We start from the raw sequence: 24,163 nt of genomic DNA, 5'->3' as shown, positions 1-24,163 counted from the left end.
GCTACGTACGTTGAAGCGCATCAGACTCGCGGCCGTCCTCGCCGCCGCCCTCCTCGCCCTGCTGCCCACCACCGCGCAGGCGGACACCACATACCCGAACCCGCTGCCGATCACCGGCCAGCAGATCATCCACGACCCGACCGTCATCCACCTCAAGAACGGCCAGTACGTCGCCTACTCGACCGGCGGAATCATCGGCGCCCGCCTGTCGACGGACATGAAGCACTGGGACGACGCGGGCAACGCCTTCGCCGAGCCCCCGAGCTGGTGGTACGAGTACAACGACACCGGTGACCCGTGGGCGCCCGACATCTCGTACCGCGACGGCAAGTACTGGCTGTACTACTCCGTCTCGTCCTGGGGCAGCAACCACTCCGCGATCGGGGTGGCCACGTCGCCGAGCGGACTGCCCGGGACCTGGACCGACCACGGCAAGGTCTTCAGCTCCGAGCGCACCGACAGCTGGAACGCCATCGACCCGGGAGTGATCCGGGCCGACGACAAGCTGTGGATGGCCTTCGGCTCGTACTGGACCGGCATCCGCATGGTCGAGCTCGACCCGGAGACGGGGAAGGCCGTGCCCGGCGCGACCGTCCACCACCTGGCGACCCGCCCGGACGCGCCGTACGCGGTGGAGGGCCCCTACGTCGTCAAGCACGGCCGCTACTACTACCTCTTCGCCTCGTACGACGCGTGCTGCTCGGGCGTGAACTCCACGTACAAGATCCGCGTCGGCCGGTCGGAGTCGGTCACCGGACCGTATGTCGACAGCGACGGCACTCCGCTCCTCGAGGGCGGCGGCGACCTGCTGCTCGCCGGGAACGGCCGGTTCATCGGCACGGGAGGCGAGTCCGTCTTCCGCGACAAGGGCCGCGACATCCTCGCGTACCACTACTACGACGTGGACGACAACGGCACGCCCAAGCTGGCCCTGAACCCGCTGAGCTGGGGCAGGGACGGCTGGCCGACCGTCGCGGCCTGGGGCGACTGAGACAGGCGGAACAACCGAGCACGGAACGGGCGGGCGCGACCCATTGACCTGCGGTCGCGCCCGCCTTAGCGTCTGTCCGACGACCCGGCCAATGTACGTGATATCGAACGAAGTTGAGGAAGAAATGACCGCACCCGCCCGCTTCACACTGGATCCCGCCTTCGCCGTCGGCGACGTCAACCCCCGTCTCTTCGGCTCGTTCGTCGAGCACCTGGGCCGCTGCGTCTACACCGGGATCTACGAGCCGGACCACCCGTCGGCGGACGAGTCGGGCCTCAGGACGGACGTGCTGGAGCTGATCCGCGAACTCGGCGTCACCACGATCCGCTACCCCGGCGGCAACTTCGTCTCCGGCTACAAGTGGGAGGACTCCGTCGGCCCGGTCGACGAGCGGCCGCGCCGCCTCGACCTCGCCTGGCGGTCGACGGAGACCAACCGCTTCGGCCTCTCCGAGTACATCGCCTTCCTGAAGAAGGTCGGCCCGCAGGCCGAGCCGATGATGGCGATCAACCTCGGTACGCGCGGCGTGGCGGAGGCCCTGGAGCTCCAGGAATACGCCAACCACCCGGCGGGGACGGCGCTTTCGGACCTGCGCGTCGCGCACGGCGACAAGGACCCGTTCGGGATCCGCCTGTGGTGCCTCGGCAACGAGATGGACGGCCCCTGGCAGACGGGCCACAAGACGGCCGACGAGTACGGCCGCCTCGCCGCCGAGACCGCCCGCGCGATGCGCCAGATCGACCCCGAACTGGAGCTGGTCGCCTGCGGTTCGTCCAGCCAGGCCATGCCGACCTTCGCCGAGTGGGAGGCGAAGGTCCTCGCCGAGACCTACGACCTCGTCGACTACATCTCCCTGCACGCCTACTACCAGCCTCACGACGGCGACATCGACTCGTTCCTCGCCTCCGCCGTCGACATGGAGTCCTTCATCGAGAACGTGGTCGCCACCTGTGACCACATCGGCGCCCGCCTCAAGTCGAAGAAGAAGATCAACCTCTCCTTCGACGAGTGGAACGTCTGGTACACCACGGAGTGGCACGAGATCGAGAACTCCGCCGCGCGGGACTGGGCGGAGGCGCCCCGTCTGCTGGAGAACAACTACAGCGTCCTGGACGCCGTCGTCTTCGGCTCGCTCCTGATCGCCCTCCTCCGCCACGCCGACCGCGTCACCGTCGCCTGCCTCGCCCAGCTCGTCAACGTCATCGCGCCGATCCTGACCGAGCCCGGCGGCCCCGCCTGGAAGCAGACGACGTTCTTCCCCTTCTCGCAGGCCTCTCGATACGGCCGCGGGCAGGTCCTCGACGTACGCGTGGACTCGCCCACGTACGAGACGAAGAAGTTCGGCTCGGTGCCGCTGCTGCACGCGACCGCCGTCCGGGACCCGGAGACGGGCGCGGTGACGGTCTTCGCCGTCAACCGCAGCCAGACCGAGCCGCTCCCGCTGGAAGTCGCCCTGAACGGGCTCGAGCTGACGAACGTGGTGGAGCACATGGCGCTGGCCGACGCCGACCCGGAGGCGAAGAACACGGTCGACGAGCCGGAGCGGGTCACCCCGCACACGGTCACGGGCACGGCCCTTCAGGACGGCACCCTGACGGCCACCCTTGAGCCGCTGTCGTGGAACGTGATCCGGCTGGCGTGAGCTGAGCTCACCTCACCTCACCTCACCTCTCCCGGCCAGGCCCGCCGACCGGATCTGGGCGGCCAGGCCCACCAGGCCCGCGCCGTTCGTGGAACCGACCAGCCGGTCCACCGCCGCCGTGCCCGAGCTGTACCGGGCTCCTTGCCCCGGCTCGGGCACGGCGGCTCCCCTCCCGCCCTCGTAGAGCACCTGTTCAAGGCCGGCCACCAGGCGCAGGACGTCCGGCTGGGGGCGCACCACGAGGCGCAGGAAGCGGCTGGAGCTGCCGATCTTGTTGCCGCACTCGCGCACCAGGATCCGGTGCTCGGTCAGCAGGCGGTCCCGGACCGTCGTGCCGTCGGTGCCCACGGGAAGCCGTACGAAGAGGAAGTTGCCCTGCGACGGGTAGACGGTGAGGCCCGGCAGCGCCGACAGCAGGCGGGACATCTCGATGCGGTCGCGGCGGACCAGATGGAGGCTCTCCGCGTACTCCCGGCCGTGCTCCTTCAACATGAACACCACGGTCTCGGCGAAGGAGTTGAGGTTCCACTTCGGCAGGGCGGCGCGGACCTTGCCCGCCAGCGCCGGGTTGGCGACGAGATAGCCGAAGCGCACGCCGTGCAGCCCGAAGTTCTTGCCGAGGCTGCGCAGCACGATGACGTTCGGGCGGAGCATCGCGTCCTGCACGACGCTCGGCTCCGTCTCCGCGTCGGAGAACTCCAGGAAGGACTCGTCGACGACGACCAGGTCGAGGTCCTGCAGCGCGTCGAGGAGAGAGAGGACGGCCCGGCGCGGCTGGTAGCCGCCGTCCGGGTTGTTGGGATTGCAGAGGACCGCGACGCGGGAGCCTCTGGTCCGTATGAACTGCACATACGCGGCCGGGTCCAGCGCGAACCCGTCGGCCTCCGGCAGCGGGAACATGTCGACGCGCTTGCCCGTCTCCATCGGCTGGTCGGTCCAGCGGCCGAAGGTGGGCACGGGCACCGCGAGCGACTCGCGGACCAGCAGGTGGTCGATCCAGGTGATCAGCTCGGTGGAGCCGTTGCCCATGGCGAGGCACTGGGCCGGCAGGCCAAGCACGGCGCACAGTTCGGCGGTGATGGTGTCCGCGCTGCTCGGGTAGTACGTCAGGATCTCGCGCAGCCGCACCGACAGCTCGTCGAACATGGCGGGGGACGGGAAGTACGGGTTGCACGGGATGCAGAAGTCCGTCGGGCCGTCCCCTTCGCTCTCCCTGGTGAGCGCGGCGTACGACGGGGTGTGTGCCGCGGTGGTGCGGAACAGCGAGGTGACGTTTCCTGCCGGTGCCAAGGGATCTGCCTCCCGTCCGTGGGCGGCCCGCGGGGGGCGCGGGCCGCCTCTTGGTACGGCCACGGAAGGGGGCGTGTTCAACGGTTCGAGGCGCCGTGCGTCGTGGGTTGTGCCCACCCTCCCCCATTGCCTTAAGGGCATGGGAGGTGCCCCCATCGCCCTGCGGAACGCCTGCCCACAACGGTTACGCGGTTACGCGTTGAACGAGTGCACCGTCGTTGACCTGTACGTTTCGCCCGGGTGCAGTAGCGTCGACGGGAACTCCGGCTGGTTGGGGGAGTCCGGGTAGTGCTGGGTCTCCAGGCACAGGGCGTCGCCCTGCCGGTAGATCCGGCCGGCCGTGCCGACCAGCGTGCCGTCCAGGAAGTTGCCGGAGTAGAACTGCACTCCCGGCTCCGTAGTGGCGATCTTCAGGGTGCGGCCGGACGCGGGGTCCTTCAGCGTCGCGAAGTGCTTCGGCTCCGCCGTGACGCCCTTGTCCAGTACCAGGTTGTGGTCGAAGCCCTGGGCGTACAGCAGCTGCTGGTCGGCCACCCGGAGGTCCTCGCCGACCGTCTTCGTACGGCGGAAGTCGAACGGGGTGCCCGCCACCTCCGCCAGCTCGCCGGTCGGGATGAGGCCGGAGTCCACCGGTGTGTAGCGGGACGCGGCGATCTCCAGCTCGTGGTCGTGGACCGAGCCGCTGCCCTCGCCCGCGAGGTTCCAGTAGACGTGGTTGGTCAGGTTGACCACCGTCGCCTTGTCCGTCGTCGCCTCGTAGTCGATACGCCAGTCGCCGTCCGCGGTCAGGGTGTACGTGACCTTCGCGGTGAGGGTGCCGGGGTAGCCCATCTCGCCGTCGGCGCTCGTGTACGTCAGGACGAGCCCGGCATCGGCGCCCGAGGTGAACGGCTCGACGTCCCACACCCGCTTGTCGAAGCCGCCGGTGCCGCCGTGCAGCGAGTTCTCGCCGTCGTTGACCGGCAGCTCGTGCGTCTCGCCGTCGAGCGTGTAGCGGCCCTTGGCGATGCGGTTGCCGAACCGGCCGATGAGCGCCCCGAAGTACGGGCTGGACGCCACGTACTCCTCGAGGCTCCCGAAGCCGAGCGACACGTTCGCGTAGTCGCCGTTCCGGTCCGGGATCTCCAGGGACTGGACGATCCCGCCGTACGACAGGACCGTCATCCGCGTGCCGCCGTTCGCCAGCGACCAGCGGTGGACCTCCGTGCCGTCCGCGAGCTTGCCGAAGAGTTCCTTCACCGGGATCACCGGGCTCACCGGTCTCCTCCTGTCCTCTGTCTGTCCTTGTTGCGTTGCTGTTATGCCGTACGCGCCGCGGCGGCGGCAGCGAGTCCCGCTGCCGCCGCCGCGACGATCAGTGCCTTGTGAACCGGATCCGTGAACCGAACCCGCGGCTCAGGAAACGCCCTTGCGCTTGTTCCACACGTCGAAGCCGACTGCCGCCAACAGGGCCAGGCCCTTGATGACCTGCTGCCAGTCGGTGCCGACGCTGAGGAGATTCATGCCGTTGTTCAGCACGCCGAGGACGAGACCGCCGATGATCGCGCCGAGCACGGTGCCGACACCGCCGCTCATGGACGCGCCACCGATGAACGCCGAGGCGATCGCCTCGAGTTCGTAGTTCAGGCCCGCCTTCGGGGAGGCCGCGTTGAGACGGGCGGCGATCGCCAGACCCGCCAGGGCGGCCAGCACGCCCATGTTCAGGAAGACCAGGAAGGTGACCTTCTTGTCCTTCACACCGGACAGCTTCGCCGCCGGCAGGTTGCCGCCGATCGCGTAGATGTGCCGGCCGAAGACGGCGTTGCGCATGACGTAGCCGTAGCCGACCACCAGCGCGCCAAGGATCAGCAGGATGATCGGCGCGCCCTTGTAGCTGGCGAGCAGCAGCGTGACCACGAGGAGCGCGGCGACGATGGCGACGAGCTTGAGCAGGAAGATGTTGCGCGGCGCCACGTCCAGCGCGAACTCCTGCTGGCGCTTGCGGTCGCGGACCTCCTGGAGGACCACGAAGGCGATCAGGACGAGGCCAAGGAGCAGCGTGATGTTGTGGTAGTTGGTCTCGGGGCCGACCTCGGGCAGGAAGCCGTTGCCCATCTTCTGCAGCCCGTCGGGGAAGGGGCCGAGGGTCTGTCCCTCCAGGAGGATCTCCGTCACACCGCGGAAGACCAGCATGCCGGCGAGGGTGACGATGAACGACGGTATGCCGAGATACGCGATGAAGAAGCCCTGCGCCGCGCCCGCCGCCGCGCCCGCCAGCAGACAGAGCACCACGGCGATCGGCCACGACACGTTGTGCTGCACCGTCAGCACGGCCGCGAACGCGCCCACGAACGCCGTCAGCGAACCGACCGACAGGTCGATGTGACCCGCGATGATCACCAGCATCATGCCGATCGCGAGGATCAGGATGTAGCTGTTCTGCAGGACCAGGTTGGAGACGTTGCGCGGCAGCAGCAGGTCACCGTCGGTCCACACCGCGAACAGGGCCACGATCAGGCCGAGCGCGAGCAGCATGCCGTACTGCCGCATGTTGCGGCGCATGCCGTCCAGCATCAGCTGCAGCAGGCCGCCGCCCGGGGCCGAGCCCCCGCTCCTGCCGGGCGGTGCCGCCGCCGGGCTCTTGTCGGTCACATCGGTGCTCATCGCGTTACCTCTTTGTCCTTAGTCATCTGACGCATCAGCACTTCCTGCGTGGCCTCGGCCCGCGGAACCTCACCCGTGAGCCGCCCGGCGGCCATGGTGTAGATGCGGTCGCACATGCCGAGCAGCTCGGGCAGCTCGGAGGAGATGAAGACGACCGCCTTGCCCTCTGCGGCCAATTTGTCGATGACCGTGTAGATCTCGAACTTGGCTCCCACGTCGATGCCGCGCGTCGGCTCGTCCAGGATCAGCACGTCCGGACCCGCGAAGATCCACTTGCTGAGGACGACTTTCTGCTGGTTGCCGCCGGAGAGCTTGCCCACCGGCTCGAAGACGGTCGGCGCCTTGATGTTCATGGTCTTGCGGAAGCCCTCGGCGACCTGCCGTTCCTCGTGCTCGTCGACGATTCCGCGCTTGGCGACCTTGCCGAGGGCGCTCAGCGAGATGTTGCGGTTGATCGTGTCGATGAGGTTGAGGCCGTAGTGCTTGCGGTCCTCGGTGACGTACGCGATGCCGTGCCCCACGGCCTCGGCCACCGTCTTCGTACGGATCTCCTTGCCGTCCTTCAGGACCGTGCCGCCCCCGTAACGGCCGTACGTCCGCCCGAAGACGCTCATCGCGAGCTCGGTGCGGCCGGCGCCCATGAGGCCGGCGATGCCGACGATCTCCCCGCGCCGTACGTTGATCGTCACGTCATCGACCACCTTGCGCTGCTGGTCGATGGGGTGGTGCACGGTCCAGTTGCGGATCTCCAGCGCGGGGGCCGCGCCCTCCTCCGGCTCGTGCGGGGTGCGCTCCGGGAAGCGGTGGTCGAGGTCGCGGCCGACCATGCCGCTGATGATCCGGTCCTCGGTCGTCTCCGGCGCCTTCACGTCGAGCGTCTCGATGGACCGCCCGTCGCGGATGATCGTCACCGAGTCGGCGACCTTGCGGATCTCGTTCAGCTTGTGGGAGATGATGATCGAGGTGATGCCCTGCTTCTTCAACTCCAGGATGAGGTCGAGGAGTTTGCCGCTGTCCTCGTCGTTCAGTGCCGCGGTCGGCTCGTCCAGGATGAGCAGCTTCACCTTCTTGGACAGCGCCTTGGCGATCTCCACGAGCTGCTGCTTGCCCACGCCGATGTCGGCGACGCGGGTCTCCGGGTGGTCGGAGAGACCGACCCGGCGCAGCAGCTCGGTGGCGTGCCGCAGGGTCTCGTTCCAGTTGATGAGCCCGCGCGTGGCGTGCTCGTTGCCGAGGAAGATGTTCTCGGCGATGGACAGGTAGGGCACCAGCGCCAGCTCCTGGTGGATGATGACGATGCCCTGCTGCTCGCTCGCCCGGATGTCCTTGAACTGGCAGACCTCTCCCTCGAAGAGGATCTCGCCCTCGTAGGAGCCGTGCGGGTGGACGCCGGAGAGGACCTTCATCAGGGTCGACTTGCCGGCGCCGTTCTCCCCGCAGATGGCGTGGACCTCGCCCTGCTGGACGGTCAGCGTGACGTCCGAAAGCGCCTTGACGCCGGGAAAGGTCTTGACGATCGAGCGCATTTCCAGGACGGGTCCCGCCATGGTCGTGCCTTCCAATCAGTGGTGAATCGTCGGTCGGTGGCGGTGGGTTACTTGAGGTCGCTCTCCTTGATGTAGCCGGAGTCGACGACGATCTTCTTGTAGTTGCTCTTGTCGACGGCCACCGGCTCGAGCAGGTACGCCGGGACGACCTTGGCGCCGTTGTCGTAGGTCTTGGTGTCGTTGACCTCGGGCTTCTTGCCGTTGAGGACGGCGTCGACCATGCCCGAGGCCACCTTGGCGAGCTCGCGGGTGTCCTTGTACACGGTCATCGACTGCTCGCCGGCGATGATCGACTTCACCGAGGCGACCTCGGCGTCCTGCCCGGAGATGACCGGCAGCGGCTTGTCCTTGGAGCCGTAGCCGTCCGACTTCAGCGCCGAGATGATGCCGATGGAGATGCCGTCGTACGGCGAGAGCACCGCGTCGACCTCGTCGGTCTTGTACGACTTGGTCAGGATGTCGTCCATGCGGCGCTGCGCGGTGGCGCCGTCCCAGCGCAGGGTGGTGACCTCGGTGAGCTTGGTCTGGCCGGACTTGACGACGAGCTGCTTCTTGTCGATGTACGGCTGCAGGACCTTCATCGCGCCGCCGAAGAAGTACCTCGTGTTGTTGTCGTCGTTGGAGCCGGCGAACAGCTCGATGTTGAACGGGCCCTTCTTGGAGCCGTCCTTCAGGCCGAGCTTCTCGACGAGGTAGCCGGCCTGGAGCTCGCCCACCTTCTCGTTGTCGAAGGTCGCGTAGTAGTCGACGTTCTTGGTGCCGAGGATCAGGCGGTCGTAGGAGATCACCGGGATGCCGGCGTCCTTGGCCTGCTGCAGGACGTTGTTCAGCGACTTGTTGTCGATCGCCGCGATGATCAGCGCCTTGACGCCCTGGGTGATCAGGTTCTCGATCTGCGAGACCTGCTGGTCGGGGTCGTCCTCGCCGTAGACCAGCTTGGTCTTGTAGCCCTTGGACTCCAGGTCCGCGACCACGTTCTTGCCGTCGGCTATCCAGCGCTCGGAGGACTTCGTCGGCATCGCGATGCCGATGGTGCCGCCCTTGGCGCTGCCCTTGTCCTGCTCGCTGCCGCCCTCGCTGCTCTGGCCGCAGGCGGTGAGGGTGAGAGCCAGCGCAGCGGTGACGGCGGTGGCGAGGGTGACGGCTCTGCGATTGCGCATGATCAACATCCTTGGTGTGGGGTGGTGCTCGGTCGGGCGAGGAGACTGCGACGAGCGAGATGTGACGGACCTGTGCAGGTCGTGTCGGATTCTGCGCGGCCGTGTCTTCTTCTGTGAAGAGGGTTTGGCCGGAACGTTATGTGGGAATCGCGAAACGCTTGAGCTGACCAGGCAGTCGGGAGCCTAGCGGGGACATGCCACCGTCGGCGCCGTGTCGGGCAAGAAGATCCAGAACGAGGCGGCCGCGCCGCACCCGTTCACGGGCGGTCGCGAGCACGGTGTCCCGCATGTGCGCGCCGTACGGGTAGATGCCGGGAGCCTTGGAGAGCCCGAACTTCAGGTACAGCGGGGCGCCGCGCCGGATCAGCTCCGCCGCGTCGTACATCCGCACGTAGCCGCCCAGGTCGTCCGGAGCCTCGACATACAGGTCCATCGGCGCCCGGCTCACCCGCCGGATCTCGGTGAGGTGCTGGAAGGTGAGATCCGAGGGGATGTTGATCGAGTCACCGCCCAACTGCTCCCACACGGCGAACGACGCCGGGTTCACGGGCCCGACCAGCGCCGACACCTTGAAGGTCGTGTCGGCGGGCAGCACACCCTGCTCACGCAGCTGGTGCAGCAGCCACAGCACGCCCTCGTCGGCGACGAGCAGGCACTTCACGCCCAACTCCGTGGCACGCACGGCGTCTTCAACGCAGCCCGCGACGGAGTCGTGCCCGCGCGCCCGCAGACCCGCGCCCCCCGACTGGGTACGGGTCGCGGCACCGATGTCCCAGGTGCCGCGCGGACCGGTGAACAGGCACAGCTCGATGTCGCGTTCGGCGCAGGCCTCGACCATCTCGGTGATCTCGGCGTCGGTGAGCATCCAGACGCCGCTGCCCTGGCTGATGCGGTGGATCGGCACATCGAGCCGGGACGACTCCTTGAGGACCACGGCGAGCGCCTCGGGTCCTTCCACGGACGGGACTTCGGTGCGCCAGGTGCCGCCGTCCGGGAAGGAATGCGGCGAGGCGTCGGCCGGCTCCGGTGCGGGTGCGCCGAAGCCGAGCTGGCCGAGGGCGCTGTCGCCGGGGCGGCGGGGGGCGGTGGGCTCGGGCACGGTTCTCCTTGGTGTTCGCTCAGCAGCGTTGATAGTCCATCAGCAGCGGTTTCGTGGCTGCTGTTACGCGTTTGATATTTCGTACGCGGTTCGCAGGTATGGGTGTACGCCGGTACGGGGGTGTCAGGAGCCCCCGTACCGGCGTACGGTCTAGGCGGTCGGCTTGAGCAGTACCTTGCCGACCTTGGGGTCGCCCGAGCCCACCAGCTCGATCGCCTCCGCGAAGCCCGTGAGGGGCAGCTCGTGGGTGACCAGCGGCAGCGGGTTCAGCAGCCCGGCGCCGAAGGCCCGTACGGTGTGCGCCCAGGCGGAGGGCGGGGCGCCGAAGACCGTCTGCACCTCGAGCTGGCGCACCACGAGGTCCGTCGGGTCGAGCCCGTCGGCGCCCGGCGCGGGGATGCCGGTGAGGACAAGCCGTCCGCCGCGCCGCAGCAGGGCCGCCGACGTACGGGCGGCGGAGGCCGATCCCGCGGTCTCGATCACCACGTCGAAGTCGTCGGGAAGCTCCTGGTCCCGGGTGCGGAAGTCGGTGGCCCCGAAGGACAGCGACATCTCGCGCCGGTCCGGGCGGGTGCCGACCACAAGGAGTTCGGCGGGCGAGCCCGCGGCCAGGAACTGCACCGCGAACATCCCGAGCGTTCCGGTGCCCACCACGGCGACCCGCTCGCCCGGCCTGGCGTTCGCTTTCAGCGCAGCCGCGGCGATGCACGCGGCGGGCTCCAGGAGCGCGGCGGCCGTCAGATCGGCGTCGTCCGGAAGGATGTGGAGCAGCCGGGCCGGCAGCGTCAGCGTCGCGGCCATGGCGCCGGGCTGCGTGAACCCGGTCTCCTCGTACCCGGCGGTGCACAGCGTCGTCTCGCCCGCGTGGCACCGGTCGCACACCTGGCAGTTGCGGAAGCCCTCGCCGACGACCTTCCGGCCGACGAGCCCCGCGGGCACGCCGTCACCGACCGCCTCGACGGTCCCGGACCACTCGTGGCCGGGCGTGAGGGGGAAGCGCACATAGCCCTCGGGACGGTTGCCCTGGTAGATCTCGCGGTCGCTGCCGCAGATCCCGCTCGCGTGCACGCGGACGAGGGCCTCGCCGGGGGCGGGGTCGCGCGGCGCGTGCTCGACCAGCCGGAAGGAGCCGGGCGCGTCGACGACGACCGCGGTGCTCACTGATCCTCCTTCTGCTTCGGCTTCCGCTTCTCCCAGCCCTCGGCCCACAGGTCGAACCGGGCCTGCTGCTGCGGGAACTCGGCAGCCGCGTCGGTGTCCAGCTCGACGCCGAGGCCGGGCGCGTCCGAGAGGTGGAAGTAGCCGTCGACGACCTGCGGGGCGCCCTTGACGACCTTCTTGATCTCCGCGTCCGCGAAGTCGTTGAAGTGCTCCAGGATCTTGAAGTTGGGCGCGGTGAAGCCCACCTGGAGGCTCGCCGCCGTCAGCACCGAGCCGCCGACGTTGTGCGGGGCGACCAGCATGTAGTGCGTCTCGGCGGTCGCGGCGAGCTTGCGGGTCTCCCAGATGCCGCCGATGTGGCCGACGTCGGGCTGGATGATGTCCACGGCCTGGCTCTCGAACAGCTCGCGGAACTCGATCCGGTCGTGGATGCGCTCACCGGTCGCGACCGGCATGTCGACCTTCGCGGCGACCTTCTCCAGCGCCTTGAGGTTCTCCGGCGGCACCGGCTCCTCCAGCCACGCGGGCTTGAAGGGCGCGAGCTCGTGCGCGAGCCGGACGGCGGTCGCGGGCGAGAAGCGGCCGTGCATCTCCAGCATCAGCTCGGCCTCCGGGCCGATCGCGTCCCGCACGGCCTCGATCAGCGAGACCGCGTACAGGCTCTGCTCGTGGTCGAGCTCGAAGTGGCCCGTCCCGAACGGGTCGATCTTCAGCGCCTTGTATCCGCGCGCCATGACTTCCTGCGCGGCCTTGTGGTACGCCTCCGGGGTGCGCTCGGTGGTGTACCAGCCGTTGGCGTACGCCTTGACCTTGTCGGTGACCTTGCCGCCCAGGAGCTGCCACACCGGCACCCCGAGCGCCTTGCCCTTGATGTCCCAGCAGGCCATCTCGATCACGGCGATACCGGACATCACGATCTCGCCCGCCCGGCCGTAGTCGCCGTACTTCATGCGGCGGACCAGGTCCTCGACAGCGAACGGATCGGAACCGATGATGTGGTTGGCCTCGGCCTCGCGCAGGTAGCCGAGCAGCGCATCGGTGTGGCCCAGCATCCGGGTCTCGCCGACACCCGTGATGCCCTCGTCGGTGTGCACCTGGACGTACGTCAGGTTCCGCCACGGTGTCCCCACGACGTATGTGCTGATTCCGGTGATGCGCACGGCAGTTGCCCCCAGTGCTTGTTCGAAATTTCGGATCACGTTCGAAATGCTGGCGAGACAGTAAGGATGGCGCAGGTCAGGTGTCAATGGTTCGGGCACATATGTGTTGCGGCGACATGCCGCAGAGGCCTCGCGCGACGCGCCGGAATGGGCCATTCCCTACACAACTTTCACACCAGTCACTTTTTCCTTAACCGCTGCTGCGCCTAGCCTGCGTGCGTCATGGACTACTGCCACCCGTGCCGAAGGCACCTCAACGGCGCCCTCGCCTGCCCGGGGTGCGGAACCCCCGCCGAAGCCTGCCGTGCGTACGCGGAATCCGTCGCCGCACAGGAGGCGGCTGACGGAGCGGACGACGCGTACGAAGAAGAGGCGGAGTTCGACGGCGGGGGCCGCCGCGGTCGCGGAGCCCGCGCGTCGCTGCGGGCGCGACGCCGCCGACGCCGCCGAACGGTGCTGATCGGTGCGGGACTTGCACTGGCGGTCGGCGGCCTGAGCCTGGCCGAGCTGGGGCTCGAGTCGCCGGGTGACGATCAGGCGGCCACCGTGCCCGACGCCGTGGCGGACGACTCCGTGGACGGCGCGCCGACCGGCGCGAGCAGTGCACGGCCGATCAGTGGCGAGACGGGCTCATCGGCGGCGGACCGGGCGTCCGCCAGTGCCTCGCCATCGGCGTCGGAGTCGAAGAAGAGCGAAAAGCAGAAAAAGGGTGAAGAGGGCACGTCGGAGGGCGGGGAGTCCAGCTCGGGACCCGTCTCGTCGGGCGCCTCGCGGACGCCCTCGTCCGCGGACTCGACGGTGGTCCGCCCCTCGGCGTCGGCGCCCCGGCCTACCGCCCCCGCGCCGACGCCGGAGCCGGAGCCGTCGGAGACGTGCACGCGCTTTCTGTGGTGGTGCACCTGAGGTGAGCGAGTGGGGCGCCGGCCGCATCGGCCGACGCCCCACGGCTGGTTCTCGGACCGTCAGCCCTCGAGGGAGACGATCATCTTCCCGGTGTTGTCGCCGCGCAGCACCCCGAGGAACGCCTCCAGGTTGTTCTCGATGCCCTCGACGACCGTCTCGCGGTACTTCAGCTCACCGGAGCGGACCCAGGCGCCGACCTCCTGGACGAACTGCGGCTGCAGGTCGTAGTGGTCGCCGACGAGGAAGCCCTCGATGCGGCCGCGGGTCTGGATCAGGCGGGCGAGGTTGCGCGGCCCCGGCGCGGGCTCCGTGGCGTTGTAGACGGAGATCATGCCGCACACGGCGATCCGGCCGCCCCGGTTGAGGGAGCCGATCGCGGCCTCGAGGTGGTCGCCGCCGACGTTGTCGAAGTAGACGTCGATGCCGTCCGGGGCGGCCTCGCGCAGCTGCTGCGAGACCGGGCCCTTCTTGTAGTTGAAGGCCGCGTCGAAGCCGTACTCCTCGACGAGCAGCTTGACCTTGTCGTCCGAGCCCGCCGAGCCGATGACGCGCGCGGCGCCCTTGAGCTTGGCGATCTGGCCGACCTGGCTGCCGACGGCGCCGGCCGCGCCGGACACGAAGACGGTCTCGCCCTCCTTGAACCCGGCGACGCGCAGCAGACCCGCGTACGCGGTCAGGCCCGTCATGCCCAGCACGCCGAGGTAGGTGCTCAGCGGCGCCGCATCGGGGTCGACCTTCACGGCGTGCTTGGCGTCGACCACCGCGTACTCGCGCCAGCCCTCGAAGTGCAGGACGTGGTCGCCGGCCTCCAGGCCCTCGACGTCCGACGCGACGATGCGGCCGACGGCGCCGCCCTGCATCGGCTGGTTCAGCTCGAAGGGCGCGACGTACGACTTGGCCGTGCTCATCCGGCCGCGCATGTACGGGTCCACGGACAGGAAGAGGTTGCGCACGAGCACCTGGCCCTCGCCGGGCTGCGGCAGCTCCACCTCGCGCAGGGCGAAGTCCTCGGGCTTGGGCCAGCCGTGCGGGTAGCTCAGCAGGTGCCATTCGCGGCTGGTCGCGGGCAGCTGCTCTGGGCTCACGGACATGGGAGGCGCCTTTCCGGGTTGTTTCAGGTTCTGAAACAACCATGCTCCTGAATATTTCATGATGTCAAGCAACCCGGTAGCCTGGTGGGCATGGCCGGCCGGAACACCCGCACAGACTCCCTGACCCTCGAGGTCGTCGAACTCATCGGCACCGTCGTGGCCCGTTACCACGAGGAGTACGAGCGGGCGGCTGGCCGGCACGCGCTGACCGGCGCGCAGGCCCGCGTCCTGGGGCTGCTGTCCCTGGAGCCGCTGCCCATGCGGCAGCTGGCACAGAGACTGAAGTGCGAGCCGTCGAACGTCACCGGGATCATCGACCGCCTCGAGGCCCGCGGGCTCGTGGAGCGGCGCCCGGACCCCGCCGACCGCCGGGTCAAGCTGGCCGCGCCCACGGAGGAGGGCGTGCGGACGGCGCGCAGCCTGCGGGACTCACTGGACTTCGCCCGCGAGCCGCTGGCGAGCCTCTCCCGGGACGAGCGGGTGTCCCTGCGGGACATGCTGCGCAGGATGGTGGGGGTCGGGGGCGGCGACGGCGACTGACGGGGCTGCCGCCTGGGTGGTGGCTCCGCCCCCAGCCGACATTTGGGGGGCCGGCGGACCCGCGGACCCGGGCGACCCAGCGGACCCCGCCGATCCGCCACCAAGCCGTCACGTCGCGTGGACCGCCACCACCACCCCCTGGTCCGCCGCAGGCGAAGCCGCCGCGGTGACGCGGACGGCCGCGGCGCGGGCCAGGCGGCCCGTGTGGGCCGCCGTGGCGAGGAGGAGCGGCTGGAGCTGCTCCAGGCCGGAGACCAGGAGCTCCTCGCCCGCGACGAGGACAGGGCGGAACGTCTTCATGGCCTGGGCCGCGGCCTCCGTGAGGTCCGCGAGGGGCGGAAGCGCGGAGCGGACCACCCCGGCCCCGGCGGCTGCCGCCCGTTCGGCCAGCGCGACCTGGATCGGCAGCAGCGGGGCGAGCGCCGCCGTGAGCGCGTCGGCCATCCGCTGCAGCTCGGGACCCGAGTCACGCAGCACATCGGCGGCGGCCAGCAGTACGGGTGTGAGGAGGAGCAGCGCCCCGGCCGCCGCCCCGGCCGCGGCCGGCAGCAGGGGCGACGACGCGTCGACCAGCTCGTCGATCGCCGCCGCCCACTCCTCGACCGCGGGCTCCACCGCGTCCAGCACCGGCAGCAGGCTGTCCCCGAGCGCCGTGAGCAGCGCCTGCGCGGGCCGGCTCACGGGGTGGACGGCCAGCGGCGCACCGGTCGTGCCGAGCCGCGTGAGCGTGTCCACGATCCGGTAGAAGGCCTCCTGCGCCTGCGGCGACCCGCTGGCCTCGGCGAGTTCCGCGGTGGTCTGCTGCAGCATGCGCAGCGTCTGCGCGCCCGAACCGTCGCGAGGATCAAGCGTGTTGGCGACGATCCGCGTGATGTTCCCCGCGGTGTCGAACAGCCGGCCCGACAGCTCGCCCGTGCTGCGCGCCAGGCGCGCCACGGACTCCACACCGGGGATGGACGATCCGGGCGTGGTCCGGAGTCGGGATCGGAATCCGGATCGGGATGGTGATCGGGGTGGGGATCCGGGTGGGGATCGGGTTCATGACCCTCCTCGTTGCTCCGGTGCGGCCCCGCGGCGGCGGCCGGGTCGGCCCTCAGCATGCCCTCCCCACATGAACGTACGGGTTCCACAGGGGGCGTCCGATGTGCCAAGGCCCTCTTGTTGTCCGTGAGTTGAACCGATACACCTCGCGTACCGATCTCAGGAGTCCCGTACCGATCTCAGGAGTCCCGGGAACCCCACAGGAGGCCCGTGTGCACAGACCGAGACCTGCCCTGACCGCCCTCACGATCGCCACTGCGGTGAGCACCCTGCTGCTGGCCCCGGGCGGTGCCGTCGCCGATCCCGTCCCGAAGCCGGGCAGCCCTGCCCTGCGTGAGGGCTCACCGCTCGCCCCCGACCGGGCAGCCAGCGCCTCCGAGGCCGCGGCGGAGCGCGCCCTCACCGAGCCGGCACCGGACCTCTCCGGCCGGGGAGCCGAATCCGACTCTGGGTCCCAACTCGGCTACCCGCGCCGCCAGATCCTCCCCTCGGAGCCGGAGAACCCGGCCGACAAGTCCATCAAGCTCGGCCTGACGCCGTATCACGCCATCGCTCCGAAGCTGAACGCCCTGCAGCGCCTCGGCGACCGCGTGAGCGTGGAGATCGCTGGCCGTTCGGCCGGCGGACATCCGCTGTACCTGGTCACGGTCACGGCGCCCGAGTCGGCCCGCGAGGCGGCCCGGCAGGAACGCATGCGCGAACTCATCGAGAACGCGCCCGCGGCCGCGGCCAAGGACCAGACCGTCAAGTCCTCCTACAAGACGCCCGTGTTCATCAACAACAACATCCACGGCAACGAGTGGGAGGGCACGGACGCAGCCCTGGAACTCGTCGAGCAGCTCGCGAAGGCGAAGGACTCCGCGACAGCCGAACTGCTCGCGCACAACCGCCTCTACTTCAACATCACCGCCAACCCCGACGGCCGTATCGCCGGAACGCGCGCCAATGCCAACGGCTTCGACCTCAACCGCGACTTCATCACCGCGTCCCAGCCGGAGGCCCGCGCGATCCGGCAGATCGCGATCGACAAGCAGCCCGCCGTGATGCTCGACCTGCACGGATACGTCAACGGCACCCTGATCGAGCCGACGACGCCCCCGCACGGCGAGAACTACGAGTACGACCTCTTCCTGAAGCACACCTACGCCAACGCCCTCGGCATGGAGGCCGCCGTCAACGGCCTCGGCTACACGCCCGCGAAGGACGGCGTCGAGCCCGCCCAGATCCCGTTCCGGGACCAGGCGGAGGGCTGGGACGACTGGCCGCCGATCTTCACGCCGCAGTACATGCCGTTCCACGGCGCGGTCGCCGCGCACACCATCGAGTTCCCGATGGCCGTCAACAACGACGAGTACGACGAGCTGCCCGTCGGCGAACTGCGGCGCAGGGCAGGCATCAACGTGGACATCGCGGGCGCGGCCATGCGCGCCACCCTCGCCTACACCGAGGCGCACAGGACCGCCCTGATCGCCGACCAGATCGAGGTCTTCCGGCGGGGCGCGGCGGGCGCCGCCCAGGTGCCCGTGTCGGAGGAGACGGTGCCGGGCGTGCCGGGCATCGGCCCGGAGGACGTGTACACGACCGACTTCCCGCGTGCCTACGTCATCCCGGCGGGCGGGCGCGCCCAGCGGTCGGCGACGGCCGCGGCACGGCTGGTGGACCACCTGCTCGCCAACGACGTCAGCGTGGAGCGCGCGACCCGCGCCTTCCGGCTGGCCGGCCGGTCGTACGCGAAGGGCTCGTACGTCGTCGACATGCACCAGTCCAAGCGGGGCCTCGCGAACGTGATCCTCGCGGACGGGCGGGACATCAGCGACAAGGTGTCCACGATGTACGACATCTCCGGGTGGAGCCTGGGGCGGCTGTGGGGCGCGACGGTCGAGACGGTGCGCGGGCCGGGGGACCTGTCCGCGGTCCCGGCGCGTACGGTCCATGCTGCCGCGAACACCGGCTACGTGGCGCCGAGCGGCGACCTGCGGCTGCGGCTGGACGACCCGCGGGAGATCGCCGCCCTCAACTCCCTCCTCGCCGACGGGATTCCGGTGCGGCAGGCGGACGACGGAAGCGGCGTGATCGTGCCGTCGTCGGCCCGCACGAAGGCCGCGGCGCTCGCGGAGACGTACGGCGTGGCCTTCGACGCCACGAAGACCGATGGCGGGGCCGTGCTGCACCGCACCAGGGTCGCGGCCGCCGTCACGGCCGGCGAACTCTTCGCGCTGCGGGAGATGAACTTCGACGTGGTGCCGGTGTCCACGGCGATCCTCAACGCCGGATTCGACTGGGCGAAGGCGGACGTGCTGTTCGTCTCGGCCGGGCTGGACCGTGACCAGCTGAACCCGTCCGCGCGGGCCGGGCTCGACGCGTTCCTCGCCGCCGGCGGAGGCTTCGTCGGACGCGGGGCGACCGGCGCCGCGCTCAACGCCGACGCCGGGCTGCTCGCGGTGAAGCCCGTCACCGGCAACGGAGACGCCAACGGCGTGGTGCGCGTGGTCAACACGGCCGGCGGCACCGTCACCGCGGGCGCGCCCGACCACAGCTTCGTGTACTCGCCGATGTGGTTCACGGACCTCGGATCCGGGGTGCGCGTCGAGCAGTTGTACGCAGCCGAGGATCCGCTCGTGTCGGGCCACTGGCGGGCTCTGGACGACGGGAGCGGCGGGCCTGCGGCGGCCGCCGGGCAGGCGTCCGTGGTGAGCGGCGACGCCGACGGTACGCGTGTCGTGCTCTTCGGCACAGAGCCGCTGTTCCGGGCCCATCCCAAGGGCCTGTTCGCACAGGTGGGGAGGGCCTTGCTGATGCCGCGTTGATGTGTGCCCAGACCGGTGCCCGCCCAAGGCGCCCGACCAAGGGGCTCGCCCGGTAAGGTGCGCCCTATGCACGATCTTGGGGCGGGATTCGCGTACTTGGTCAAGGGACAGCGGTGGGTGGCCCGGCACGGGCGGCAGTACGGATTCGGGCTGCTGCCCGGCCTGATCACCCTCCTGCTGTACGCCGCCGCACTGACCGCGCTCGCCCTCTGGGGCGGGGACTTCGTCGGCTGGGCCACGCCCTTCGCCGACGACTGGTCCTCGCCCTGGCTCGGCCTGTTCCGCGGCTTCCTGACCGCCGTCCTGTTCGCGCTGGGGCTGCTGCTCGCCGTCCTCACCTTCACGGCGGTGACCCTGCTCGTCGGACAGCCCTTCTACGAGGCGCTGTCCGAGAGGGTCGACCGCTCCGTGTCGCCGGACGGCACCGCGCCGGAGTCGGGGCTGCCGCTCTGGCGGGAGCTGTGGATCTCCGCGCGGGACAGCCTGCGCGTCCTCGTACGGGCCGGACTCTGGGGCGTGCTGCTCTTCGCCCTCGGGTTCATCCCCGTCGTCGGCCAGACGGTGATCCCCGTGCTCGGTTTCTTCGTCACCGGGTTCTTCCTCAGCCAGGAGCTCGTGTCGGTCGCGATGCAGCGCCGCGGCGTCGAACTCCGCGACCGCCTCGCTCTGTTGCGCGGCCGCAAGCCTCTGGCCTGGGGCTTCGGCGCTCCGCTGGCTGTCTCGTTCCTCGTTCCCTTCGTCGCGGTGTTCCTGATGCCGGGCGCGGTGGCGGGGGCGACGCTGATGGCGCGGGATCTGCTGGGCGAGGACACCCGGGACCACCCCGCCGACAAGGAACAGCGCGACCAGGCCGACGAGGAGATAGCGGAGGGGGAGTCAGCCGTCTCATGACCGAACTGATGCCGTCGCCGTCATCACGGTCCTCGCGGGTCTGGGCATCAGCCTGACGTTCGCCCCGTCGCACCGGCTCCCGCACCCCAGTTCGCGGGTCAGTCGCCGCTCAGCAGCCGGAGGAAGTCCCGGAACGCGTCCGGCATGTCCACCGCGTCCGGGTCGAGGAGCCACTGGAACTGCAGCCCGTCCATCACCGCCACCATCAGCGGAGCGGCCTGCTCGGGGGTCAGCCCTCCGGGCAGCCGGTCGCCGTACTCGGCGCGCAGCACCTGCGCCATGCTGCCGCGCACCGCGGCGTACCGCCGGGTGAAGAACTCCCGCGCCGGATGCCCCTCCGCGACGCTCTCGCCCAGCAGGGCCGAGAAGGTCTGCACGATGCCGCGCCGCATCGCGTTGTACTCGACGAGCGAGCCCAGCAGGTCGAGCCGCCACTGGGAGTCGGGCACCGAGTCCCACTGGTCGCGTTCCTCCAGTACGGCGATGAGCAGCGCCTCCTTGGTGGGGAAGTAGTGCAGCAGCCCCTGCTGTGTGAGGCCGACCCGCTCGGCGACCGCGGCCAGGCTGGCGCCCCGGTAACCGCGCTCGGCGATCACCTCGAGAGCGGCGCGCAGGATCTCCGCACGGCGCTCCTCGCTTCGTGCCCTGGTGGCCATGGTGTGGGCTTCCTTCCGTTCCGCTGCAGCCGTCTCGTTCGCCGGTGGGGGCTCAGCCGGACCAGTACAGCAGCCGCGGCTACTCGGACGCGGGCTCCGGCAGCGCCTCGCCCGTCTCCAGCAGCGTCTTGAGGCTGGACAGCAGCGCCGGCCAGCCGCCGCGGATCATGTCCAGCACGGTGCTCCCGGGATCGAAGCCGTCGTGCACCACGGTCAGCCTGACCATCTGCCCGAGCGGTTCGATCTCGAAGGTCACCTTGGAGCGGCGCTCGGCGGAGACCCGGGCGAGCACGTCGTCGCTCACCCCGGCGGCCTTCGCCCACTCCGGTGTGAAGGTGTGCCAGGTGTAGGACAACCGGCGGCCGGGCTCGGACTCGAGGACGACCTGGGCGGGGTCGGCGGTCTTCTCGCCGCCCTGCTCCCAGACCATCGCCGAACCGGGAGCCCAGTCGGTCTCGAACGCCACGCCCCAGTAGCGGCGGGTGAACGCCGGGTCGGTCAGGGCCTGCCAGAGCCGTTCCGGTGTGGTGTTGATGTAGGTCGTGTAGACGAACTCGTTGCTGGTCATGGGCTCTTGCTCCAATGCTCGCTTGAGGTCGGCGAGCGCGCGCACCCGCTCATGGTCGTACTGGCCGATCCAGCGCTCGGCGATGGCGTTGATCGGTTCCGCGTTGAGGTAGTGCAGCTTCTCCCGGCCGCGCCGCACCGTGGTCACCAGGTTCGCCGCCTCCAGTACCGCGAGGTGCTTGCTGACGGACTGGCGGGCCATGGACAGCCCGGCGCACAGTTCGCGCAGGCTCTGCCCGTTGCACGCGTTCAGGCTGTCCAGCAGCCTGCGGCGGCTGGGATCGGCCAGTGCCCTGAACACCTCGTCCATCGTCTCTCGCCACCCCATTCATGCAGCCATTCGGCTGCATGAAAAATAGGCAGCCAACCAGCTGCATGTCAACAGCGCCCTGTCGGCTCCCGCCCCTGGCATCTCCCCGTAACGAGAAAATAACGATACCTACCGCCCTACAGGTTGCCGGGTGCGCGATGAAGGACGCTCATGGGGCTTCAACGAGGAGGTGCCACCGTGGCGGAGACCCACGCAGACCAGGCCCGTGAGGCGGCCGCACAGGCCGCGCTCGGCAAGCTCGACCTCGACGCGAAAGCGCGGCTGCTCGCGGGACAGGACATGTGGTCGCTGCCCGCGCTGCCGGAGATCGGGCTTGCGTCGCTTGTGATGTCCGACGGCCCCGTCGGCGTCCGGGGCGTCCGCTGGACCGCCGACGACCCGTCCATCGCGCTGCCTTCCCCCACGGCGCTCGCCGCCACCTGGGACCCGGACCTCGCCCGCCGCGCCGGCACCCTGCTCGCGCAGGAGGCGCGCCGCAAGGGCGTCCGCGTGCTCCTCGCGCCGACCGTCAATCTGCACCGCTCGCCGCTCGGCGGCCGCCACTTCGAGGCGTACAGCGAGGACCCGTATCTGACGGGCCGCATCGGCACCGGGTACGTCCAGGGCGTGCAGTCCGGCGGCGTCGGCACCACCGTCAAGCACTTCGTCGCGAACGACGCCGAGACCGACCGCTTCACCGTGAACAACGTGGTCTCCGCCCGTGCCCTGCGCGAGCTGTACCTCGCGCCCTTCGAGGCCATCGTCGAGAACGCCCGCCCCTGGGGCATCATGACCGCCTACAACTCGGTCAACGGCACGACGATGACCGAGCACCGCCAGCTCGTGAACGAGATCCTCCGCGGCGAATGGGGCTTCGACGGCTTCAACGTCTCGGACTGGATGGCCGCCCGGTCCACGACCGGCGCCATCGAGGGCGGTCTGGACGTCGCCATGCCAGGCCCGGCGACCGTGTACGGCGAGGCGCTGGCGGCCGCCGTCCGCGCGGGCGAGGTCGAGGAGGCGCAGGTCGACGAGGCCGTACGCAACGTCCTGCGGCTCGCCGCCCGCGTCGGCGCCCTGGAAGGCGCCGAACCGGTCGTCACCGAGCCGCCCGCCGAGATCGACGGGGAGGCCCTGGCCCGCGAGGTCGCCCGCCGGTCGTTCGTCCTCGTCCGCAACGAAGCCGTCCAGGGCGGGGACCCCGTCCTCCCCATCGACCCGGCCCGCGTCCGCACGATCGCGCTCCTCGGCGCCGCCGCCCGCGACGCGCGCGTGCTCGGCGGCGGCTCCGCGACCGTCTTCCCCAGGCGCATCGTCTCCCCGCTCGACGGCCTCACCGCCGCACTGCCCGCGGGCGCCGTGACGTACGCGCTCGGCGCCGACCCGACCGAGGAACTCGCCGCCGCAGGGAAGGGGTTCGAGCTGCGGGCCGTCTGCCGCGACGCCGCCGGCGAGATCATCGCTACGACCTCCGTGCCCGGGGGCCAGATCCAGTGGCAGGGCAGTGACCTGCCCGAGGGCGTCACCTACGACGCCCTGCACAGCGTCGAACTCACCGGCACCTTCACCCCGCGCGAGAGCGGCGCCCACTCCTTCGGCACCCGCGGCCTCGGCGGCTTCCGGCTCACCGTCGCCGGTGAGGTGCTCTTCGAGGGGGCGCAGGGGCTCGGGACGGAGTCGGATCCGTTCGAGGCGTTCTTCGGGGCGCCGGTCGAGCGCGGCCGGGCCGAGCTGACGGCGGGCGAGCCGGTCGAGGTTTCCCTCCACTGCGTCGTCGCCAAGATCGACGACGCCCCCATCCAGGCCGTCGGCTTCTCCTTCGTCCACCGCGAGCCGCAGCGCGACGCCGACGAGCTGATCGCCGAGGCCGTCGAGGCCGCGCGCGACGCCGAGGCGGCGATCGTGGTCGTCGCCACCACCGACCGCGTCGAGTCCGAGGGCTTCGACCGCACGGACCTGAAGCTCCCCGGCCGCCAGGACGATCTCGTACGCGCCGTGGCCGCCGTGAACCCGAACACGGTCGTGGTCGTCAACTCCGGCTCGCCGGTGGAGCTGCCGTGGCGCGAGGACGTCGCGGCCGTCCTGCTCAGCTGGTTCCCGGGCCAGGAGGGCGGCGCCGCGCTGGCCGACGTCCTGCTCGGCGCATACGAACCGGGCGGACGGCTGCCCACCACCTGGCCGGTGTCCCTCGAGGACGCCCCCGTCACCCAGGTGACCCCGGTCGACGGCGAACTGCACTACACCGAGGATGTGTTCATCGGCTACCGCGCCTGGGACAAGAGGGGCACCACCCCCGCGTACCCCTTCGGCCACGGCCTCGGCTACACCGACTGGGCGTACGAATCGATCGAGACGGACGGCACGACGGTGACGGTGCGCGTCCGGAACTCCGGTGGGCGCGCGGGCCGCGAGGTCGTCCAGGTCTACGTCGCGCCGGTCGAGGCCGGCGCGGACAGGCCGGTGCGCCAGCTGGCCGGTTTCGCGGGTGTCGAGGCGGCACCCGGCGAGACCGCCGAGGTCACCGTCGCACTTCCGCGCCGTGCCTTCGAGATCTGGGACGAGCAGTCCGGCACCTGGACGGTGGTGAACGGGGCGTACGAGATCCAGGCGGGCCGGTCGGCCGCCGACCGCCGCCTGAGCACGACGATCGAGGTCTGAGTACGG

Annotated in this window: 18 protein-coding genes and 2 pseudogenes; 7 read left to right on the top strand and 13 right to left on the bottom strand. The window is 70.2% G+C overall.

What is annotated here, in order from left to right; all coding sequences use genetic code 11:
- The first annotated feature begins 10 nt into the window (after positions 1-10).
- Entirely contained in the window at positions 11-991 is a 981-nt protein-coding gene (locus STSP_RS33445; RefSeq protein WP_067284783.1) for an arabinan endo-1,5-alpha-L-arabinosidase, read from the top strand.
- A gap of 124 nt (positions 992-1,115) precedes the next feature.
- On the top strand, positions 1,116-2,633 hold the full coding sequence (gene arfA / locus STSP_RS33440; protein ID WP_067284782.1) for an arabinosylfuranosidase ArfA: 1,518 nt from the start codon (positions 1,116-1,118) through the stop codon (positions 2,631-2,633).
- A gap of 39 nt (positions 2,634-2,672) precedes the next feature.
- Here the strand turns inward: arfA and STSP_RS33435 are convergent.
- The 8 genes and pseudogenes from STSP_RS33435 to STSP_RS33400 all read right to left on the bottom strand — a co-directional run.
- Positions 2,673-3,923, bottom strand: a pseudogene (locus STSP_RS33435) (pyridoxal phosphate-dependent aminotransferase); the annotation flags it as partial.
- Positions 3,924-4,115: 192 nt separating this feature from the next.
- A complete protein-coding gene (locus STSP_RS33430) occupies positions 4,116-5,180 on the bottom strand; it encodes an aldose epimerase family protein (protein ID WP_232789892.1) in 1,065 nt (354 codons plus the stop codon).
- Between the two features lie 138 nt (positions 5,181-5,318).
- Positions 5,319-6,566: a multiple monosaccharide ABC transporter permease gene (gene mmsB, locus STSP_RS33425; protein ID WP_067284781.1), complete on the bottom strand. Its 1,248-nt coding sequence runs from the start codon at positions 6,564-6,566 to the stop codon at positions 5,319-5,321.
- Complete coding sequence (gene mmsA / locus STSP_RS33420; RefSeq protein WP_067284780.1) at positions 6,563-8,113, bottom strand: multiple monosaccharide ABC transporter ATP-binding protein; 1,551 nt, start codon at positions 8,111-8,113, stop codon at positions 6,563-6,565. The genes mmsB and mmsA overlap by 4 nt, the downstream gene beginning before the upstream one ends.
- A 47-nt stretch (positions 8,114-8,160) precedes the next feature.
- Positions 8,161-9,273: a multiple monosaccharide ABC transporter substrate-binding protein gene (chvE, locus tag STSP_RS33415; RefSeq protein ID WP_078067712.1), complete on the bottom strand. Its 1,113-nt coding sequence runs from the start codon at positions 9,271-9,273 to the stop codon at positions 8,161-8,163.
- 136 nt (positions 9,274-9,409) lie between these two features.
- A complete protein-coding gene (locus STSP_RS33410; RefSeq protein ID WP_067284778.1) occupies positions 9,410-10,372 on the bottom strand; it encodes a hypothetical protein in 963 nt (320 codons plus the stop codon).
- A gap of 150 nt (positions 10,373-10,522) precedes the next feature.
- Positions 10,523-11,533 carry a zinc-dependent alcohol dehydrogenase gene (locus tag STSP_RS33405; protein ID WP_067284777.1) on the bottom strand — a complete coding sequence of 337 codons (1,011 nt, stop codon included), beginning with the start codon at positions 11,531-11,533 and terminating at the stop codon, positions 10,523-10,525.
- Positions 11,530-12,693: a mandelate racemase/muconate lactonizing enzyme family protein gene (locus tag STSP_RS33400; protein WP_067284776.1), complete on the bottom strand. Its 1,164-nt coding sequence runs from the start codon at positions 12,691-12,693 to the stop codon at positions 11,530-11,532. Before STSP_RS33400 ends, STSP_RS33405 begins: the two co-directional genes overlap by 4 nt.
- 222 nt (positions 12,694-12,915) lie before the next feature.
- On the opposite strand from STSP_RS33400, the pseudogene STSP_RS41455 reads away from it, so the two are divergent.
- Positions 12,916-13,185, top strand: a pseudogene (locus tag STSP_RS41455) (SCO2400 family protein); the annotation flags it as partial.
- Between the two features lie 41 nt (positions 13,186-13,226).
- Here STSP_RS41455 and STSP_RS33395 read toward each other — a convergent pair.
- Together STSP_RS33395 and STSP_RS33390 are read right to left on the bottom strand one after the other, a co-directional pair.
- A complete protein-coding gene (locus tag STSP_RS33395; RefSeq protein WP_067284775.1) occupies positions 13,227-13,571 on the bottom strand; it encodes a hypothetical protein in 345 nt (114 codons plus the stop codon).
- Between the two features lie 84 nt (positions 13,572-13,655).
- Positions 13,656-14,687 carry an NADP-dependent oxidoreductase gene (locus tag STSP_RS33390; RefSeq protein ID WP_067284774.1) on the bottom strand — a complete coding sequence of 344 codons (1,032 nt, stop codon included), beginning with the start codon at positions 14,685-14,687 and terminating at the stop codon, positions 13,656-13,658.
- Positions 14,688-14,777: 90 nt separating this feature from the next.
- On the opposite strand from STSP_RS33390, the gene STSP_RS33385 reads away from it, so the two are divergent.
- Positions 14,778-15,227, top strand: a complete 450-nt coding sequence (locus STSP_RS33385) for a MarR family winged helix-turn-helix transcriptional regulator (protein ID WP_067284773.1) — start codon at positions 14,778-14,780, stop codon at positions 15,225-15,227.
- A gap of 108 nt (positions 15,228-15,335) precedes the next feature.
- Here the strand turns inward: STSP_RS33385 and STSP_RS33380 are convergent, their stop codons facing one another.
- Positions 15,336-16,163 (bottom strand): hypothetical protein, encoded by an 828-nt coding sequence (locus tag STSP_RS33380; protein ID WP_232789891.1) that lies wholly within the window; start codon positions 16,161-16,163, stop codon positions 15,336-15,338.
- Positions 16,164-16,480: 317 nt separating this feature from the next.
- On the opposite strand from STSP_RS33380, the gene STSP_RS33375 reads away from it, so the two are divergent.
- A complete protein-coding gene (locus STSP_RS33375; protein ID WP_067284772.1) occupies positions 16,481-19,075 on the top strand; it encodes a M14 family zinc carboxypeptidase in 2,595 nt (864 codons plus the stop codon).
- Positions 19,076-19,141: 66 nt separating this feature from the next.
- Positions 19,142-19,966 (top strand): EI24 domain-containing protein, encoded by an 825-nt coding sequence (locus tag STSP_RS33370; RefSeq protein ID WP_067284771.1) that lies wholly within the window; start codon positions 19,142-19,144, stop codon positions 19,964-19,966.
- 98 nt (positions 19,967-20,064) lie between these two features.
- On the opposite strand, the gene STSP_RS33365 is transcribed toward STSP_RS33370, so the two are convergent.
- Together STSP_RS33365 and STSP_RS33360 are read right to left on the bottom strand one after the other, a co-directional pair.
- Entirely contained in the window at positions 20,065-20,622 is a 558-nt protein-coding gene (locus tag STSP_RS33365; RefSeq protein WP_067284770.1) for a TetR/AcrR family transcriptional regulator, read from the bottom strand.
- Between the two features lie 79 nt (positions 20,623-20,701).
- Positions 20,702-21,499, bottom strand: coding sequence for an ArsR/SmtB family transcription factor (locus STSP_RS33360; RefSeq protein WP_067284769.1), 798 nt, complete (start codon positions 21,497-21,499; stop codon positions 20,702-20,704).
- Between the two features lie 198 nt (positions 21,500-21,697).
- Between STSP_RS33360 and STSP_RS33355 the strand changes: the two genes are divergently transcribed.
- Positions 21,698-24,157 carry a glycoside hydrolase family 3 protein gene (locus STSP_RS33355; protein ID WP_408646396.1) on the top strand — a complete coding sequence of 820 codons (2,460 nt, stop codon included), beginning with the start codon at positions 21,698-21,700 and terminating at the stop codon, positions 24,155-24,157.
- Positions 24,158-24,163 lie beyond the last annotated feature (6 nt).

Origin of the sequence: Streptomyces jeddahensis (genome assembly GCF_001642995.1) — a bacterium.
GTDB classification, from domain to species: domain Bacteria; phylum Actinomycetota; class Actinomycetes; order Streptomycetales; family Streptomycetaceae; genus Streptomyces; species Streptomyces jeddahensis.
This window is presented reverse-complemented; position numbering and strand designations above follow the sequence as displayed.